Here is a 16,924-nt window from a genome sequence, read left to right on the forward strand (position 1 = left end):
CTGCCCTCAGCCCAGGTAGTGGTCGATGGCGAGCACGCCGAAGTCCTCGACCGACTTGTCGTAGATCGAGTAGAACTTCGGCTTCAGCAGCCCGAACATCTTGTCCACGGAGATGCCGACCTTGGAGTCGTAGTCGAACTTCTTCTCGACCCACTCCGGCACGCTCAGGTCAGCCATGCCCAGCGCCTGCGCGCCGCACAGCAGGGTGCGGGTGCCATTGACGTTGCCGTCGGCGCCCCACTTGCTGCCGGCTGCGGCGCCGGTGGTGCTGTACACCATGCGGTGCTCGTGAAGGATCGCGCCGTCCACGGTCACGGTGCCGCCGGTGAAGAAGGGGCTATTGGCACCTTCCTTGGTGGCGATCGCCACGACTGCGCGCAGGTAGTCCGCGTCCTTCTTCAGCTGCGCCAGGGTGCCGGGCTTCACCAGGAGCACGTAGTACTCCTTGCCGCCAGCCATCAGCGGCTTGATGTAGTGGTCCTTCGCGTAGGCGACGGCGTCCACGATCATCTTGTAGCTGGCGGTGAAGGCGCTGGTGATGGCTGCCGTGCTGCTGGGCACGAGATTGGAGCCGTTCCACATCAGGTGGCGCTTGGACGAGGGGGCAGTCACGTCGGCAGCGAAGCTCAACTGAGGGAACGGCGATTTTTGCCGCGGGCTGCCGTCGGTGTTGACTGCATACGAGATGCCCGACAGGGTCAGGAAAGCCAGCTGGTCGATACGGTTCGAGAGCCAGTAGGCCAGGCGGCTCTTGGCCTGCTCGCGGAAGTTGATGACCGTCTTCTGGTCGGCGAGCTTGCCCTTGTTGCGCACCTGGTGGGAGATGAGGTCGATGCTCAGCTCGACTTCGAAGTTCTGGATCTCTTCTTCGTTGCCTTCACGCTGGTCGTCGCCGATCACACCATCGTCGACCAGGTCGGCCACGAGCTGCATGATCACCCGCTCACCCTTCTCGGTCTGGGTCAGCTCGGTGATGCGCTGGATCATGGCGCCATCGCCAGTACCCAGGAATTTCTTGATGAACATCTGGTCGCGGGCGGCTTCCCACACATCGCGCGACCAGACGATCTTCTGCTTGGCGTTCAGCCGAGCAAAGTTGGTTACGGACATGGCCGTCTCCTATCGTCGAATTGCTGTCGTCGGGTCTGGGTTGTGTCGCCACCCTGGCGAAGACGGGCTGTTGGGGAGTGCCCGGGAACTCGGATGCAGGTAACGCTCTGCGGGCGAGAACGCCGTGTCTCGGCGAGCGAGCAGCAGGAGGGGGCTGCGTTGCTGAGAATCGCCCCGGCTCTGCCAGCCCGGGGCGCCCCTCACCTCCACGGGGCCGTCCGATGGCCCTCGATGCACTGGTTATGTAACTGGCGAGCCGTCGTCAACGGCTGATGTAGTCCCCGCGTGCACGTTTTTTGTCCTCGGGGGAGAGCTTGGCGAAGTCCTCTTCCGACATGTTGGCCACATCCACAGACGCACCGCGCTCGCCCACTCCAGGGGTCAGCGGCGGAGTTGCGCGCTCACGCTTGAGGTTGCGATCAATCTGCTCGGTCGTCAGCGTCACCCCTTTCTTCGGCACCTTGTCGACGCTCACAGGCTCTGCGTAGCGCGGCCCGACCTTGGCCACGGCCCGGGCCAGCGCGGTGGCCATGGGCTCGCCCTTGGCGATGTAGTGGTCCCGCAGTGCAACGACTTCCTCGATCGCGTCCATGTTGGGCTCGCTCCCCTGGTAGTCGAGGAATGGGAATTTCTCGTAGGACTCCTTCAGCACCGCAGGCAACGCGGCCTGCTGCTGTCGTTGCGCGGCCTCCTGGGCACGCTGCTGGTAAAGGGCCTCGGCGCGCTGCTGCGCGGCTTCCTCGATCTCCTTGCGCTCGGCTGCACGGATCTCGCGACGGATCGCCTTGGCCGCATCGGCGTCGCCCTCAAGGATCGCCTGGTTGTAGCGGTCCTCCGCCTCGTCGTAGTCGAAGGCCTTGGGCTTCGGGTCCTCCTCCTTCTTGGCCGGTACGGCCCCCCTGGCACGGGCCAGCTCCTCTTCCAGCTCCAGACGACGCTTGCGCTCCTCCTTGAGGCTCTCGTTCACCTCGTTGAAGCGGGCATGGGGCACGGTGGCGGACCTGCCGGTGCCGGCGATCTTGGCCAGCGCGTCCTCGTCGAGCTCGTCGTCCTGGCCGCCATCGTCCGGGTCTGCGTCCTGTTCGTTGTCACCCTGGTCGTCGTCCTGGTCGTCCTCTTCCAGCTCCAGGCCTTCGTCCTCTTCGGGGGGCAGGTCAGGGTCTACCTCGTCGCCGCGGTCCTCGGTGCCCTCTTCTTCCTCTTCCTCCTCTTCCTCAACGCCGGAGCCCAGCAGCTCGGGGTCCGGCTCGTCGTACTCGGAGACGACACGGCCCGCGAGGATGGCCAGGGCCAGGTCGTCGCTGGCGTGCTTGATGCTGATAGGTTTCATGGGTGCCCCCTTGGGTGGTTAACGCGTGCTGAGCTGCTTCAGCTCGGTGAGTTTTTCGCCGGCCATGCGCCGCACGGCCGCCATACGCTTGCTGTCCTTCTTGATTTCCTCGGCCCTGAGCAGGGTTCGGAGGTCGTCCTCGATGCGCCACTTGTCGCTCTCGGCGACCTGCGGTGCGCTGCCTTTACTCATGCTGCGGCTCCTTCAATGCGCGGGGTTTCGATACCGGCCTTCAGCCCTACGCCAGGGTTGGCCGGAGTCAGCGGGTTGGTGTTGGTGGGCAGCCCCCCGGCGATGCCGGGGCCGTTGTAGCTGGGGACGATCGGCGCCATGTCCTGGTCGACGTAGCCGGCCGAGCGCAGCAGCGCATCGGCCAGGGCGGAGGTAGCCGGGTTGATGGAGATGGTCCCGGCTGTCTGGATCGCGCTGAACTGCGACTCGACCGACGTGTTGACGGCCTCGTTGACCGTCTTCTGGGTCTGGGCTTCGGTGAGCTTGACCTTGGCCTCGGTGAGCGGGTCGACCGGAGGCTGGCCCTGCTGCTCCATCGCTTCGAGGATCTCCGTCTTGTCGGCCAGATTGCTGTGGCGAACCACAAACTGCGGCGGGATGCGGATGCCCTTGTCGAGCATCTCGATCAGCTGCAGGAACTGGCTGTTCTCGAAGGTGACCTGCAGCGGGACCTCGGTGATGACCACGTCGTACTCGCCCAGGGTCAGGTCGTTGAGCACGGTACCGTCGTTGGCCGGATAGTTGAGGTACAGGGGCTGGGTCTGCTCCTTGCCGTTGGAATCGGTCTCGGTGATACGGACGATGCGCGGCTCGTCGTAGAAGCCCTGGATCAGCTCCAGCGCCCGGCTGGCCAGCAGCGCGCGGGTGCGGCCGAGGTTGTCCAGCGGCACGGCCAGGCCCTGCTGGGCAGCGAACTGCTTGGTCTGGATGGCAATGCCGCTGACCTCGCGCCCCTGCCCGCCTGCCATGGCGTCGTTGATGCCGGTGGTCTCGTCCACCAGGCCAGAGGCCCGGTCGATCATTCGGTCCACGCCAGTTGGCACCTGGTTGGGCTGGATCTTGCGGGGGATCTTGTCGGTCGGCGTTCCATTCTTGAGGACCAAGTGGAGGCCGGTTTCCGCGCCCCTTTCCTCGATTTCCTCCTCGCGCATGTTGGCGATGGTGTCCGCCCAGCTGATCCAGCCGCTGTTCGCCGTGGTGTTGATGATGTGCAGGAACTGGCTCAGCGACTTGTTGAGCATCTGCTGCGGGCCGATCGCGTTGTCGACCAGGCCGCGTGTCTTGCCACGGCGGAAGAAGGGGAAGTACGGCACCACGGTGAAGTGGTTGTAGGGCGACCAGTCGTCATGGAGCGTGGTGCACTGGGTGCTGACCACCCAGCGGACGCGACGCATCCGGCGATCAGCGATCGAGACGCCCTTCAGGGCTGCAGTCTGCTCCTCGCTCAGATCGTCTATCGGGCGGATGTCGCCGGTGAGCGTGATGGCCACCTTGCGCTTGACCATCCTCCAGAACTGGCGCTCGATGACGCGCACCCGCCGGCTGCCATCGGAAAGCTGGGTGGTCCCCATGCGATCAGCGAAGCCGGTGTCGTCGTTGCCGAACTTGTTGCGCTGTTCGTCATCGGCATCCTCGCCATAGTCGCTGTCGTCGGGCTTCTCCAGTTCGACCTCGCTGCGCGCCTCGGTCCCGTAGTTCTCCTCGATCTCGTCGTAGGTCAGCCATTTGGCGATGGTCACGTCGGACCAGCCATCGGGGTCATAGGATTTCGCGTCAGGATCCGGCACCACGTCCAGGGGGTCGAGGTCGGTGATCTGGATCTCGCCCAGCAGGCTGTCCTTGTAGGTGACGCGGATGTCGTAGTAGCCGCGCTGTTGGATCAGCCCGTCGGCGAACACCTGGGTCTCGGTCCAGTGCAGCTTGTTGTTGTCGGCCACCTGCATGATCAGCTTCGACAGGGTGGTGGCGCGGGCCTGGTCGGCATCACCACCGCGCGGGCGGAACGCAATGTCCATGCGGTTGTGGATCTGGTAGCCGATCGCAGTGTTGATCTTGCCGAGGATCTGGTTGAACTCGAACGCCGGTCGCCCGCTCTCGCGCAGCTTCTCCACGTCGGCCTGGTCCCACTGCAGGCCGCCCCCCAGGTACATGCCCTCGTTGATCTTCGCCTGCCGGCAGTAGTCGCGGTGGCCACGGTTGCGGCCGTACTCGTAACGCTGCCAGTTCTGGCGCGCCGCCTGGTTGCGGTCGGTCGATTGGGGCTCGGTAGCGGTCGTCATCTCATCCACTCATGGCAGTTTTGCGGCCTCGGGAAGCCAGGTACTTCCGCTTCCACGCGGGTACCTCTATGTCACTGGCAGCGATTGGCAAGGCGAAAGTGAGAGCGAGCGCATCGCCCGCATCGGGCGACTTCCCGGTGTCCTCCTTGATCTTTTCCTTCGGGTCCAGCTTGATCTGGCCGTTGGAGCTGTAGCGGTAGCTGGGCGCTGTCAGGTCGCTGTGCAGGCTGTCGTCGTCCGGGATCGACGGGGTAATGAGGTCGTGCAGCCACTCGGCCAGCAGCCCCCACATTTCGGAGCGCTTGTTGAAGTACTTGCGCTCGTCGATGGCCTTGTCACCGAAGTTCACGGCCGTGACGCGGTCGCTGTAGCCCAGCTCCACCAGGCGGTCGTAGATGCCGGCGCCGAGCCCGCCGATGTCGATGAACACCATGCGGATGGTGCGATCGTCCTCGAGGAGGCGGACGATCTTGCCGACCACGGCCATGGTATCGAGGCCGTTGACCTTCTCCAGGCCCCAAGCCTTGCGCCCCTGCCGGTGGATGATGGCCGTGTCGTCGTCGCCGAAGCGCGCGGGGTCGACGCCGACGACGTGGGCGCCTATCGCCTGCAGGTGCTTCGGGTTGACCTTGCGCGCCTTCTGCACGCGCAGCGTCTGGATCAGTGCCTTGTGGCCGACCTTGGTGAATGCCAGGTCTGGGGTGGCGGGATACTCCTGATTGAAGCGGTCGAGGTCGCCGGCGAACTCCGAATCGATCTTCGCCCGGCGCCAGGCCATCTGCTCCAGGTCGAGGCCGAAGGTCTCCATGTACTCTTCGTCATCGGCATCCATCTCGAAGTCGGCCGGCACCTCCCGGCGGTACTCCTCCTGCACGAACCACGGGATGAATATGGCGATGAAGTCGCCCTTCCCCGCCGTGGCCTGCACCCACATCTTGTGGAACAGGTTGCCCAGGCCGTCGGCTGTCGACTCCAGGATCATCTCGCTGCCGGGCAGCAGCGGCACGGTCTGGCCCAGCCCGGACATGATGTCCTGCGCGTTGGGCCAGAACGCCACCTCGGAGCCGTGCAGGTACTGGACCGTGTCCGAACGACCCGCGTTGCGCGAGCCGGCGGTGGCCACGGCATAACCACTGCGCAGCTTGGCGAAGTTGAGCTCGGTACCCGAGTTGTTCTTCGTCTTTGGGCGCAACGTGGCGTCGCTCAGCTCGAAGAAGGTCTTCACCATGCGGAAAAGGTTCTTCGTCGCCGAGTCGAGGTGCGTCAGGATCATGGTGCGCTTGCCGAAGCGCATGCTGGTCCGCTTGTAGAAGCGGGCGCCGGTGTAGGTGCTGACGCCCTGCTGCCGCCCCTTCAGCACCAGGGCGCGCACCCAGCCGGAGTGCTGCAGCTGCTCTTCGACTCGGCTGTGCAGCATCCGCTGGGCAGCGTTCCACACGAACGGGACGATGGTCCCGGCCTTCGTGCGGATCTTCAGGTTCTTGGCGCAGTAGAGCTCGTCATCCTCTAGCAGGCGCGCCAGCATGTTGTCGGCTGTTGTCATCCGGTACCCCAGGTGCGATGGGGTTACCGGATGTCACTGGAGAGCGCCTGTCTATAGGGATCAGCTGCCGGCGTAGATGATGAAGTTGACGGCGAAGAAGGCGGGGCGGATGTCCACCGCATCGCCCGTACCGGCGCTGGTGGTGTTGCCGCTCAGCCCGACCTGCAGCGCGGAGGTGCCGAGGTCGGCGGCGGCATGCCAGATGCCGGCAGCGGCTGGCGATCCATTGGCCGCCGCGCCGATACAGCCGCCATCAATAGGCGCAGCGGCGCCAGGCGTCAGCGTGGAAACCCGCAGACCGGCCCCTTCGCCTGCCAGCCCATGGGTATGCGCGGGCAACTGGCTGGCGGACAGCGTGACGCTGTCTGCACCACCCGTGCTGCCGAGGGCATTGCCAGGCCCGGCGCCCCGCATCACGCGGCCGGAGCTGTTCGGCAGGGCGAACGTGGTGATGCCGTCGCCCCCGTAGGCGTTGCCGATCACCGCGAACAGCTCCGGGTGCTCGGCGGTGCTCAGCACCTGGCCCTGACACAGCAGCCAGCCGGCCGGCGCGGTGGCACCGGCGAAGCCTCTGATCTCGCCCACGTTCGGCAGCGCCGTCAGCAGCAGCTTGATATCGGCGCCGATGGCTACAGCCAGTTGGAGGATTCCGCTGGACATCGTCATGGTCAGGCCTTCGCGGTGTTGTAGGCGGCAACGAAATCGGCCTCGGGGTCACCGATGCCGATGTTCTGGCAAGCCTGCAGGCGCTGGGCCGTGGTCAGCGTCTGCGCGGCGTCGTAGCGGACTCGGTTGGAGATCTGCGTGGCGATGGTGGCCGCGAAGTTCGGGTCGTTGTTCAAGGCGTCTGCCAGCTCCTTCAGCGTATCGAGCGCCGCGCCGGCACCACCCAAGATGCTGTCCTTCACGGCCTGCTTGGCCAGCTCGATGCTGTCGAAGATCTTGTCGGCCGACCAGGTGACGCCGGTATCGCCATTGCCGGCGCCGTCGTCGATCTGCACGCCACCGGCACCGACCAGGGCGAAAACTTCGTTGATAGCCGCCACCAGGTTGCCCTTGGCGGTGGTGGACAAGCTGGTCAGGTCGCCCTGCGCGGCGCGCAGGCTCTTGACGTCGGCGCCAATGGCCTGAGCCAGGGCGATGAGGCGGGTTTCCATGGTCATTTTCTAGCCCTTTGCGAGGATGTAATAGGCGAGCGGGTCAGGAACGAAGCCATCGGCGACGTAGAGCCCGTCGGGTTTCAATTCGAGGCGGTTGTCAGGCTCTTGGCTGACCTGGACACCGTCGAGGCCGTCGCTGCCCTTTGGCCCCTGCAGGCCGGCCAGCACCAGGAAGCGACGCCCAGCGTCCAAGGCCAGGACCTGCGGAGCTGCGCGCGCAGCCGTGACGACAAGGGAACTGCCCCGGGCGACGAGCACGCCGCCAGGTCGACTGCGCACCACTAGGTGGGCCGTCATACGGTCACCTCGCCCTCTACGGTGATCGGGCTGATGGCGGTCACGGCGTAGACGCTGCCGTCCGGGGCGATCGCTTCCAGGTCGTAGACGGCGCTCGACCAGGTGAGCGCGGCAGCTGCAGCAGCTTCGACGCGCAGCACGAAGCACGCGCGGGCCACGTCCACCACTGCCACACCATCGGGGTTCTGGCTCGGGTCGCTGTCCCAGCTGAAGAGCGGCGTACCGGTGGCGCCGGCCTTGGTGCGCACCTGCGCCCGGCACCGCCAGCCCGTCAGGTTCACCGGGCGGTTGAACACCACCAGCCCGCCGCCGGCGTATTCCTTCCAGCAGTGGGCGTTCACCCGGTTGAACTCGATGGTGTTGGCGTCCACCACCTTGGTCTTGTAGTAGGGCTCGTCGCCGTTGGGGTCGTTGTTCAGCTCGGCCGGCGCCTTGACGCACTGGACCTGCACTGGCCAGCCGTCCGGGATCTGGTGCCCGGTGATGGTCAGCCGCGCGGGCGCCTTCACCGGCATGGCCTCGATCGGCAGGAAGACCTGCTCCTCGTCGGCGTAGAGGAAGGCGAACTCGGCGGTCTTGCCGCGGGTGATCTTCAGCGGGATCTCGGGGGCATCAGGCGCCATCTCGGGCCTCCTGGCGCTTGGCCCGGACCTCGGCGTCGATCTCGCGCACTTCGGCTTCACTCAGGCCCTTGCCTGGATGCAGCACCTCGGAAAGCCAGGAAAGCAGGCGGTAGCCGTTGTACGTCTTGCCGTCAGCGTTGAGAGCCGCCTGGCCCATGCTTCGGGCTCGGCGGGGGTCGGAAGGGTTGGGCATGGGAGCGGCCCCTGTCGTAGGTGGGTGACAGGGTCGACGCTATGTCACTGGCGCAACGTGGCAAGGGGAACGGAAAACGCCGTTGCGCTATGCTGGCGACATGCCAGACAACTGAGGTCTATATGGAAGTACACCAAGTTATTTCGCTGTTCCAATCTATCGACTTCGCGCCACTTAAAGACATATTCGACCTCAACGACCTGCGAAACATACTAGCGATATTAGGCGCAATATTTGCCATATCTTCAGCACTGAAAAAATGGGGCCAAAAAGCGACCGCGTCATACTCTATCGAATTTTCAACAATGCACCCGACTTACCCCAGAGACATCACAATTATTAACGAAAAGGACAAGCCCCTTGTCATCCATAGAGTCATCGCAATTTTTGATAACAACCAATACGTAACACTGAGCAGACTAAGCCCTCCCATGGTGATAAAGGGTCTTGAATCGGAAGTTATCGAGCCCGAGCGCATAACCACCTTGAACACCGACACCAACCCCTTTGAAGCCAAAAAGTCAAAATTTGATTTGGCCTTGGTCACCGACACCAAGCTGCTGAAATGCAAAATCAAGCCATCCCCTGACATCAGAACCTTGAAGTACATGGCCAACAAGAAGGAAATCACCAGAACGACATTGTTATTTGACGGCAAGGTTATTCCTAGCAATGCGATATGCGCCCTGACTTACACGCACGAGAACAAGCGGCATGTGAGCTTCGTTCTAGATTACGGACTGATTGTCGACGGCTGGCCCTTCCCGCTTAACTGCCTTGAGCAAGACCAGCTCACTGATCTGAATATGTTCCACTTGGCTATCAAGGTATTAAGGGATAACTGCGCAAGCGATCTTGATTACACACCCCTCAATGACGCGAAACTTTTCTACTCCAGCGAGAAGTCGTAGTCATCCATCAGCGAGCAAACGCTTCAGCCTCTCCTCATACGGCTCCTCGTGCTCCTGCTCATCGAGGTTGTAGGCCTGGCGCTCCAGCGGGATCAGGTTCTTCAGCGCAGTGGACAGGTCCCGCAGTACGCCGGCATGGGTCGGCAGGCTCAGCGCCTTGAGCATCCGGTTGCGTCGTTGGTAGTTCGTATCGCCGGCCGTCTCTTCGATGACCTCGTCTTCCAGCTCCTCCCGTGCGCTCGCTGCCTGCTCCAGCTGGCGGAACAGCAGGTTGACCAGGCCATGACCCTTGGCGATGTCGCGGCGGTGGCGGTTGATCACCTGCAGGTTGGTCTGCACTGCCACTTCGATGTCGCCCTGCGTGGGGGCGTTTCCTGAGCTGGAAACGGTGTTTCCATCCGCTGTTTCCTGGCGCTCCCTCTCCTTGCGCGGCTCGGTCAGCAAGGCGGCACGGGTTCTCTCTCGCACCTCCTCGCTCGCATCCTTCACCCAGTTGCCGGCACTGGCCTTCTTGGAGATGGCACCCGCCGTGGTGCCATGCTTGGTGGCCAGGGCACGCAGCGACAGCTGTCCCACACGAAAGTCGCGCTCGATCGCTTCCCAGTCGATGGTCTTCTTGCTGCTCACTACCACGCTCTCCTCAGTCAAACCAGCCGGTGGCTTCCTGCCCACAGCCTCTGCAACGTACCGCTGCCACCGCATCAGCCTTGGCCCGGACGATGTAGAACAACGACGAGCCGCAATCGCAGGTGAACATGGCGTCGCCTACGCTCGGGCCGAATGGATACTTGAACAGCCCACAGTGGGTGCCGCACCCCGGGCACTCCAGTTGCGTCTGCCCCACAGGCGCTACCGCAACCCACTCATGCCGGCAGCGGGTACAGATGGCATCGCCGGTCGCGTGCGGGGCACACCTGGGCGGAAACTCCACGACCTTGCTCATGGGCGCGCCTCATGCACCACCAGCGCCTCGGGCTGGGTGGCCACGGCCTTGATGGTCTGGCGGCGCGCTTCCTTCAGCAGGCGGTTGTTCGCGGCGATGTGGTCAGCCAGGCGGCCGGCGGCCTCGATGATCAGGTCACCCAGCTGCTCCAGCGGCGCCTGCACGCGGCCGTCGTTCACGGTGACCAGGTCCTGCCTGCCCTCGAACTGGACGTTGAGCTGGACCCTCCACTTCATGCCCCCCGGACGCACCACGCCGAACGGACGGGCGATGTACAGGCGGTAGGTGCCGATCTTCGGCTCTACGTGCTCCAGGAAGAGCCGGCGCGCGCCATCGGGGAATACCTGGCCCACCGGCAGCCCCTGGATCTCGGCAGCCACCTTCTCGGCGGCCTGCAGCAGTTCGGTGCGGTCCATCAGGCCTTCCTCTTGGCAGCGAAGTGAGCGTCTTCCAGGGCCTGGCGGCGGTGTGCTTCTCGCTGGGCATCGCGGCGGGTGCGCCAAAGGTCGGTCTTGCTGGCTGCCCAGCGGGCCATGTCCGGGTGCATCCGGAACGGAAGCTGGCCAGGCTCGGGCTGCGGCTCGCCCTTGCTGGCTACCAGGTGCTCGGCCACCTCGTAGCGGCCCTCCCCCGTGGCGTGGTCGACGAATGCCCGGGTGACGATGAAGACGGTGTGCCCGGCGCGCAGCTCGTGCGCCAGGTAGGTGCGGCGGTTCGACATATCAGCTCTCCAGCGAGGGGGTGCCGTTCAATGGCGTGGTGTCAGCCTGGGCTTGGCGGTTGAGCATGTTCATCGCTTTCTCACTTTCATCAGCCCTGACCGACTGGACGAGCGCCGCCAGTTGGTCCTCGGTGAACATGTAGATGGTGGCGTCGAACCTGATTCCCTGGGACGGCGCGCCGCACTCCTCGGCCTTGATTGCGCTGAGGAGCACCTGTTCAGTCATCTGGGCAAGCTGTCGCGAGATCGCACGGAGGGCGCGTTGCCGAATTGCCTCTGCGTCAATGCCGGATAACTCTCCACTGTGAAAGAAAGCCCCGCCATGCCAGCGGGCTCTGGACAACAGCACCCAGGGCTTCTGGTCGAATGGATTGATGTTCATGGTCTGCCCCCTTGAACGGTTACTGGTTGTAGGTGGCCTTCACGGCCTCGACGAGACCCTGGTGGCGCCTCTGGCACTCCAGGTACTGGCCCGACATCTCAACGTCGGCCAGGGTGAGTTCTGCGGGGTCGCCCGTTCCGTCCTCAGCGATCGGCACCGGCCGGAGATCCGGGCACGGCTGCAGCAGGGACTGTTCCACCAGCACGGGCGGCGTTGATGTTGCGCATCCAGCCAGCAGGCAGGCGGCAAGCAGGGTCCATCGGCTCACGGATGACCTCCTGGCGGGTTCTCTGGTAGATCGTGGTGTTGGTGACGCGGATCTGGGCGATGGCCTGATTCGTGGACGCGGCCACCTGGTCGACGACGCTGCGCGCCAGTGCCTGCTGGTCCAGCTGCGCCTGCAGGCGGATCGCGTCGTCGCTCCCCTCTTTCCAGCCGCGAACACTCCAGCCGATGGCCAGGCCGAGAACGGTCAGGACGGCGTAGGCCGCCAGGCGCAGGGTGTCGATGTTCATAGGCCGCAGAGCTCCGCTTCGCCCTGCCGGCGCTCCCAGACGCCGCTGCAGTACGGTTGGTCGGTCGAGCAGTCGATCTTCACCCCTTCCCGGGTGATGAACCGCCACTGCAGCAGCGCGCGGCAGCCGGCGGCCTGGTTGCCCTGGTTGAGCAGGCGCACCGCGGTGGACTTGCCGCAGGCAGCGTTGCCCACGTTGAAGCACCAACTGCCCACGCCGGCCCAGGCGGGCTCGCTCATGGGCACCCGGATGATGCTGTGCACGTAGGCCAGGCGCTGGCCGATCTCGGTCTTGCGCCAGGTGTCGCACTGGGCCTTGGTCATGACGGTGTCGCGGGTGACGCCGGCCGTCTTGCCATCGCACACGGTCCAGACCTTGGCGCCGTCCTGGTAGGCCTTCAGCTCGTAGCGGTCGCCGCTCTCCTTCTCCCGGATGAACTGGTCCATGATCTGCGGCGCCGAGGCACCAGCGGCCACCAGGGCCAGCACGGCAGCACTCAGCGCCGTGCGCTTCCTACTGGTCGTCATCGTTGCGCACCTTCGGCTGGGCCACGAGGCGGAGGAGCACCCCGGCCAGCATGGCCAGGGCCGTGAGGAGGATGCTGGGCAGCAGGCCCAGGTTGAGGACGGCGCGGATCTCGTCGATGAAGGGGCTGGTGGCGGCCAGCAGCGTCAGGGCGACGATCCACCACACGCTGTACATGCGCCAGAAGCGGCGCCATTGCGGGATCAGCTTCATTTGCACTTCCCCGTGACGGTGCACTCCAGCCGCTGTACCTGGCGCTCCAGCTCGCTGGCACGGCCGGCGGCGGCCTTGTAGTCGGTGATCTCGCGCAGCACGAACCACTGCAGCGCGCCGAACAGCACGGCGCCGACGGCGAAGCCGCCTACACAGCGGTTGAGCCAGCGCGTGGCCAGGTCGCGGGCGCCGTGGGCCACCTGGAATGCCGAGTCGAGGTCGGCGCGGATGCTGGCGATCGCCCGTTCGTTGCTCTCCTGGGAACGGCGCACCTCGGTGTCCAGCCGGTCGCTGCGGTCCTGCAGACGCTGCATCTGCAGCTGCATCTGGATGACCACGTCCATTTTCCCGCCGATCTCGGAGACCACGCGGTGGAGGCCGGCGACCTCCTGGTTGAGCAGTGCGAGCTCTGTTTGCATGTTCGGGTCGTCCACGTGGGGCGTCCTTGCGATGTTCGGATGGCTCGACGCTATGTCACTGGCCGACACCCGCAACCCTTGCAAAGCACTTTCCAGTTACAGAGCGTCGCCTTTTCACATCCCGGGCAACGGCCCAACAGAACGAGGAAACGACGATGGGGCAGAACATCGACCAGGTGGACGACAACGAGTACATGGCAGTGACCGAGGCCATGGCGGTATTCGGCGAAGAGATCGAGCAGCGCGGCAGCCGCACCTGGCTGGGCATCTCCCTGGCCGAGGACGGCTGCGAGATCGCAGCACTGGGCGGCAGGGTCAGCGCTGAGGCACTGGATCGCCTCGAAACCCTGCTCACCCAGCTCCGTGTGAGCGCCCAGGACGTGCCGGACGGCGAGCCGGTTGTGCTGCACCTCTCGCCGGAGGCCTAACGCGGGCCAGCCAGGGCTCCGTCGTTGAACCGCGACCGCCTGAGCCCTGGCGTCAATGCCTCCTGCCAGTTGCTGCCCCGGTACCGGCGCTGCCGGACGGTGCCCCACTTCAGCCCCCGCGCCGCCGCCCAGGCCAACGCGGTCATCTCCTGATCGCCCAGCCGCACCTTCATGTCCGCGGCGCACGTCATCTCCTCATGACGCATACCCACCTCCTCACCCGCTGGTCGCTTCCTTTTCCAACTGCAGCGCCAAGGCCTGATACCGGGCCTTGATCGCCTTCAGGTCTTCGATCGAATAGCGGCAGGCCTCATGAGGCCCTTCCAGGGCCTCGACGCGCTCCAGGCCGATCTTCTCGATCAGGCGTGCGCGGTAGCCTTCCGCAACGGTGCGGCCCTTGCGGGCGTACTTGCTGGACCCGCCGTTGCAGCTCTTCAGCTGCTTGTGGCAGTTGTCCTCGTTGAACCGCAGCTCCGGGTGAGAGCCGCGCGACAGGTAGTGGCCGGCATCCCATTTGCCGCCGGTGAGCCAGTCCTCGTCCGGGCCGTAGCTGCCACAGCAGATGCACGGCTGATCGCGATCGCGCAGGCGGATGAACTTGTTGAAGGCAGCCTGGGCTTCACTCAGGTGCTTGTGGTGAGGCTTGAGCCGCTGCCGAGCCGCGCGCAGGTCGCGGCGCTCCAGCTTCTCCAGGGAAACTCGCTCGCGTGCCTGCTTGGCCTTCGCAAGGCTCAAGGCGCAGGCGATGCTGCAGGCCACCTGCAGCGACTTCACGGGGATGAACAGCTCAGAGCAGGCCCGGCACTTCTTCGGCCGGGGGGCTTTTGAGGCCCTCATCAGGCCACCTCCGAGGGCATCATCTGCACCATGTCGTTGATCTGGTCTTCGTCCAGGTGCTGCCAGTAGGTGTCGATCAGGTAGCGGCTGATGCCGCGCCAGAACTCGCCGAAGTGTTCCTCAGGCATCTGGTCGAATGCCAGGGACTCCGGCACGCTGCGCGTCACCCGGCCCAGCGAGCCGAGGTCGAACACCTCGTCGGTGCAGCAGACGCCGGCATCGCCCTGGAGCTTCTTGATCACCGAGTGCGCGTCCATGCCGGCGAACTTGTCGATGCTCTGCGCCACCAACTGGCCCAGGCGGTGCACCCGCCGGTGGCGGCGCTCGTCGCGGGGCTGCTTCAGCTCGGCGCGCACACGGTCGCCGGCCCGGTAGCTGCGCTCCTTCAGCAGGAACCGGTCGACGTCGCTGCCCGCGACCAGGGCCAGGCGCACCTCGCCGGTGTCCGGGTCCACCATGCGCTTGAATTCGAGGTAAACGGGGCGGTTGGTGCGTTTCTTCGGCGCCGCCTTCTTCGGGGCGGCAGAGGTCGCTGCGGCTTCATTGCGCATGACGCTGCTCCTGTAGTTCCTGGATGGTCTGGAGGGCGGCCCGGCGCTTCTTGGCCAACTCGCGGCGCTCCTTCAGCTTCGCGACCCGGCGCTCCTCGTCCTTCTGCCCACGGCTGGCGGCCATGCTCTGGCGGATCCGCTGCAGCTGCTCGCGCACGTCCAGGGAGCACTTGCCCTCCCCGGCCTCGGCCTTCAGCGCCTCACGGGTCTTTTCATCGGCGGTCAGCGCCAGCAGGCCGTCAGCAGAGGGGCCCGCCAGCAGCCCGACGATGGCGCGGCCCTCGGCGGTGATCTGGCCGACCGCGTGGTGGGCGAGCAGCGCCTGCGCCTGGGGCGCAGGCAGCCGGCCGAGACGCTCGGCGCTCTCGATCGCACTGGCGCGCCGCTCGGCGTCGTGGCCCAGCGACAGCGACCACGCCAACGGCGTGCCCACCTGGCGCGCGGTGGTGACCAGCCGCTCGTAGGTGGCGATGAACGCCATGCGGGCACCGATCTTGTCCCCAGCGCGGAAAACGCTCTCAGCCGAGGCTGCCGCCTGCTGGATCTCCGGCGTCATCAGCACCGTCTCCGCCTCGTCGTAGCTGGTCATGGCGATCGCCCAGGCCTCGTTCGCCTCGGGCCGCCCGTCCTGCGTCACCAGGTGGCGGATCACGTTCTCCGGGGTGAGCTTCTGACCGGCACGTCGCAAGGCAGACAGCGCTTCTACCAACGGCTTCTCGTCGTAGATCTTCAGGTCAGCGACCATCAGTGCCGCAGCGCGTGGCTGCAGCTGCTGGTCCAGAATCTCGGCAGTGGCGTACAGGGACGCCAGCAGGTGCTCCTGCTGAAGCTCGCTAAGCATGGCCAGCCCTCGATGCACGTAGGATTTCCAGGGCCTGCTCAGCGGCGGACAGGTTCGAGTCGCTGCGCTCAGCCTGGCGAGCCTGGGTGTGGGTGATGGGGTTCTCGGTCTTCCACTGGGTGTGGTAGCCCTCGGCGTTGGCCAGGAGGGCCTTCAGCGAGTGGCACCCACGGAGGACACTGGCGTCGTTCACCCGCAGGACGAAGAACGCGGCGACCTTGGGTGCGTCCGCCTGGCCGAGGCGATCCACCAGCTTCCCGAGCATTCCGCCGACAGTGGCGTTCCACACCGGCCAGGTCTTGTGGCGGTTGCGGTAGGCGATGGCGTAGTTGGCCCAGGTCCTGAACGTCTTGCAGGTGGTGTCCTTCGGCCCGGGCATGTCAGCGGGGATCTCGCAGCGCGGCGCCGGCTGCTCCCCAGCGGGAATGAATTCCTGCGCCGGGGCCTGAATAGGCCCTCCGGCAAAACCCTGATTGGTACCCTGATCCTTGGTACCCTGATTACTGGTTACCTGATTTGTCGGAGATTTTTCCGACCCTCTGCGGATTTTTTTCCGACCTTCCCCGGATTTTTTTCCGACCTCGCTCGGATTTTTTTCCGACCCTGCCACCTCCTTCTGCTCGGATTTTTTTCCGAGGTCGGAAGATTTTCCGGGCTCGGAAGATTTTCCGAGGTCGGATTTTTTTCCGGGGGGTGTGTACTTCTCCGAGCCATCTAGCTTGCGGTTCCACTCCTGGCCCTTCGGGGTCAGGCGGAACAGCGTGATGCTCGACGTACTGGACAGCACGATGACGCCGGCCGCCTGCAACTGCTTCAGCAGCCGGTAGGCGGTGTCCGGTTTATCGGTGAGCAGCGGCAACTCCTCGAGGACCTTCGCCTTGCTCAGCGAGTAGAAGGTCTCGCCGCCCTGCTCTACCGGTGTCGCCCAGCTCGGGCACTCGTAGACGAAGGCGAACATCAAGGCCTGCTGGGCGTTGAGTCCCCACTCCAGCGCCTTGACCTGGTTGATCGTGATTGTGAATTGCATGTCAGCGAGCCCCCACAGCTCGATATCGAGGACGTGCAAAGAACTGCCCGGCCCCGATGGGCCA

25 protein-coding genes are annotated in these 16,924 nt (G+C 65.0%); 3 read left to right on the forward strand and 22 right to left on the reverse strand.

Features of this window, described 5'->3' with window-relative positions:
- Positions 1-6: 6 nt before the first annotated feature.
- The 10 genes from FBY21_RS07790 to FBY21_RS29365 form a co-directional block, all read right to left on the reverse strand.
- Positions 7-1,110: a N4-gp56 family major capsid protein gene (locus FBY21_RS07790; RefSeq protein ID WP_142010023.1), complete on the reverse strand. Its 1,104-nt coding sequence runs from the start codon at positions 1,108-1,110 to the stop codon at positions 7-9.
- Between the two features lie 262 nt (positions 1,111-1,372).
- Entirely contained in the window at positions 1,373-2,440 is a 1,068-nt protein-coding gene (locus FBY21_RS07795; protein WP_142010025.1) for a hypothetical protein, read from the reverse strand.
- A gap of 18 nt (positions 2,441-2,458) precedes the next feature.
- The gene (locus tag FBY21_RS29360) at positions 2,459-2,632 is read right to left on the reverse strand and encodes a hypothetical protein (RefSeq protein WP_160158578.1); all 174 of its coding nucleotides are present in this window, start codon (positions 2,630-2,632) and stop codon (positions 2,459-2,461) included.
- Positions 2,629-4,731: a genomic island protein gene (locus FBY21_RS07800; protein ID WP_142010028.1), complete on the reverse strand. Its 2,103-nt coding sequence runs from the start codon at positions 4,729-4,731 to the stop codon at positions 2,629-2,631. The genes FBY21_RS29360 and FBY21_RS07800 overlap by 4 nt, the downstream gene beginning before the upstream one ends.
- A 1-nt stretch (position 4,732) precedes the next feature.
- The gene (locus tag FBY21_RS07805) at positions 4,733-6,274 is read right to left on the reverse strand and encodes a hypothetical protein (RefSeq protein ID WP_253543671.1); all 1,542 of its coding nucleotides are present in this window, start codon (positions 6,272-6,274) and stop codon (positions 4,733-4,735) included.
- Positions 6,275-6,334: 60 nt separating this feature from the next.
- Positions 6,335-6,940, reverse strand: a complete 606-nt coding sequence (locus FBY21_RS07810) for a phage tail protein (RefSeq protein ID WP_142010030.1) — start codon at positions 6,938-6,940, stop codon at positions 6,335-6,337.
- A gap of 2 nt (positions 6,941-6,942) precedes the next feature.
- On the reverse strand, positions 6,943-7,437 hold the full coding sequence (locus FBY21_RS07815) for a hypothetical protein (protein ID WP_142010032.1): 495 nt from the start codon (positions 7,435-7,437) through the stop codon (positions 6,943-6,945).
- Between the two features lie 3 nt (positions 7,438-7,440).
- Complete coding sequence (locus tag FBY21_RS07820) at positions 7,441-7,731, reverse strand: hypothetical protein (protein ID WP_142010035.1); 291 nt, start codon at positions 7,729-7,731, stop codon at positions 7,441-7,443.
- Complete coding sequence (locus FBY21_RS07825) at positions 7,728-8,354, reverse strand: hypothetical protein (protein WP_142010037.1); 627 nt, start codon at positions 8,352-8,354, stop codon at positions 7,728-7,730. The genes FBY21_RS07820 and FBY21_RS07825 overlap by 4 nt, the downstream gene beginning before the upstream one ends.
- A complete protein-coding gene (locus FBY21_RS29365) occupies positions 8,344-8,511 on the reverse strand; it encodes a hypothetical protein (protein ID WP_160158579.1) in 168 nt (55 codons plus the stop codon). Before FBY21_RS29365 ends, FBY21_RS07825 begins: the two co-directional genes overlap by 11 nt.
- Before the next feature lie 77 nt (positions 8,512-8,588).
- Here FBY21_RS29365 and FBY21_RS07830 point away from each other — a divergent pair, with 77 nt between their 5' ends.
- The gene (locus FBY21_RS07830; RefSeq protein ID WP_142010039.1) at positions 8,589-9,458 is read left to right on the forward strand and encodes a hypothetical protein; all 870 of its coding nucleotides are present in this window, start codon (positions 8,589-8,591) and stop codon (positions 9,456-9,458) included.
- On the opposite strand, the gene FBY21_RS07835 is transcribed toward FBY21_RS07830, so the two are convergent.
- The 8 genes from FBY21_RS07835 to FBY21_RS07870 form a co-directional block, all read right to left on the reverse strand.
- Positions 9,459-10,085, reverse strand: a complete 627-nt coding sequence (locus tag FBY21_RS07835; RefSeq protein WP_142010041.1) for a hypothetical protein — start codon at positions 10,083-10,085, stop codon at positions 9,459-9,461.
- Positions 10,086-10,397: 312 nt separating this feature from the next.
- A complete protein-coding gene (locus tag FBY21_RS07840; RefSeq protein ID WP_142010043.1) occupies positions 10,398-10,817 on the reverse strand; it encodes a hypothetical protein in 420 nt (139 codons plus the stop codon).
- On the reverse strand, positions 10,817-11,122 hold the full coding sequence (locus FBY21_RS07845) for a hypothetical protein (RefSeq protein WP_142010045.1): 306 nt from the start codon (positions 11,120-11,122) through the stop codon (positions 10,817-10,819). The genes FBY21_RS07840 and FBY21_RS07845 overlap by 1 nt, the downstream gene beginning before the upstream one ends.
- A 1-nt stretch (position 11,123) precedes the next feature.
- A complete protein-coding gene (locus FBY21_RS07850; protein WP_142010047.1) occupies positions 11,124-11,504 on the reverse strand; it encodes a hypothetical protein in 381 nt (126 codons plus the stop codon).
- A 143-nt stretch (positions 11,505-11,647) separates the two neighbouring features.
- Positions 11,648-12,019 carry a hypothetical protein gene (locus tag FBY21_RS07855; RefSeq protein ID WP_142010049.1) on the reverse strand — a complete coding sequence of 124 codons (372 nt, stop codon included), beginning with the start codon at positions 12,017-12,019 and terminating at the stop codon, positions 11,648-11,650.
- A complete protein-coding gene (locus FBY21_RS07860) occupies positions 12,016-12,546 on the reverse strand; it encodes a lysozyme (RefSeq protein ID WP_142010051.1) in 531 nt (176 codons plus the stop codon). Before FBY21_RS07860 ends, FBY21_RS07855 begins: the two co-directional genes overlap by 4 nt.
- Complete coding sequence (locus tag FBY21_RS07865) at positions 12,533-12,757, reverse strand: hypothetical protein (RefSeq protein WP_142010053.1); 225 nt, start codon at positions 12,755-12,757, stop codon at positions 12,533-12,535. The genes FBY21_RS07860 and FBY21_RS07865 overlap by 14 nt, the downstream gene beginning before the upstream one ends.
- The gene (locus tag FBY21_RS07870; RefSeq protein ID WP_142010055.1) at positions 12,754-13,176 is read right to left on the reverse strand and encodes a hypothetical protein; all 423 of its coding nucleotides are present in this window, start codon (positions 13,174-13,176) and stop codon (positions 12,754-12,756) included. Before FBY21_RS07870 ends, FBY21_RS07865 begins: the two co-directional genes overlap by 4 nt.
- 155 nt (positions 13,177-13,331) lie before the next feature.
- On the opposite strand from FBY21_RS07870, the gene FBY21_RS07875 reads away from it, so the two are divergent.
- The gene (locus FBY21_RS07875) at positions 13,332-13,604 is read left to right on the forward strand and encodes a hypothetical protein (protein WP_142010057.1); all 273 of its coding nucleotides are present in this window, start codon (positions 13,332-13,334) and stop codon (positions 13,602-13,604) included.
- A gap of 24 nt (positions 13,605-13,628) precedes the next feature.
- On the forward strand, positions 13,629-13,757 hold the full coding sequence (locus FBY21_RS29870; protein ID WP_260845190.1) for a hypothetical protein: 129 nt from the start codon (positions 13,629-13,631) through the stop codon (positions 13,755-13,757).
- Positions 13,758-13,820: 63 nt separating this feature from the next.
- Here FBY21_RS29870 and FBY21_RS07885 read toward each other — a convergent pair whose 3' ends face one another.
- Genes FBY21_RS07885 through FBY21_RS07900 form a run of 4 tightly spaced genes read right to left on the reverse strand, consistent with a single transcriptional unit; the run spans position 13,821 to position 16,860 of the window.
- Positions 13,821-14,441, reverse strand: coding sequence for a recombination protein NinG (locus tag FBY21_RS07885; RefSeq protein WP_253543675.1), 621 nt, complete (start codon positions 14,439-14,441; stop codon positions 13,821-13,823).
- Positions 14,441-14,992 (reverse strand): hypothetical protein, encoded by a 552-nt coding sequence (locus tag FBY21_RS07890; protein ID WP_142010065.1) that lies wholly within the window; start codon positions 14,990-14,992, stop codon positions 14,441-14,443. The genes FBY21_RS07885 and FBY21_RS07890 overlap by 1 nt, the downstream gene beginning before the upstream one ends.
- Positions 14,982-15,833, reverse strand: a complete 852-nt coding sequence (locus FBY21_RS07895) for a hypothetical protein (RefSeq protein WP_142010067.1) — start codon at positions 15,831-15,833, stop codon at positions 14,982-14,984. Before FBY21_RS07895 ends, FBY21_RS07890 begins: the two co-directional genes overlap by 11 nt.
- Positions 15,826-16,860, reverse strand: coding sequence for a phage replication protein (locus tag FBY21_RS07900; protein ID WP_142016339.1), 1,035 nt, complete (start codon positions 16,858-16,860; stop codon positions 15,826-15,828). Before FBY21_RS07900 ends, FBY21_RS07895 begins: the two co-directional genes overlap by 8 nt.
- Positions 16,861-16,924 lie beyond the last annotated feature (64 nt).

Source organism: Pseudomonas sp. SLBN-26, from assembly GCF_006715895.1.
Taxonomy (GTDB): Bacteria; Pseudomonadota; Gammaproteobacteria; order Pseudomonadales; family Pseudomonadaceae; genus Metapseudomonas; species Metapseudomonas otitidis.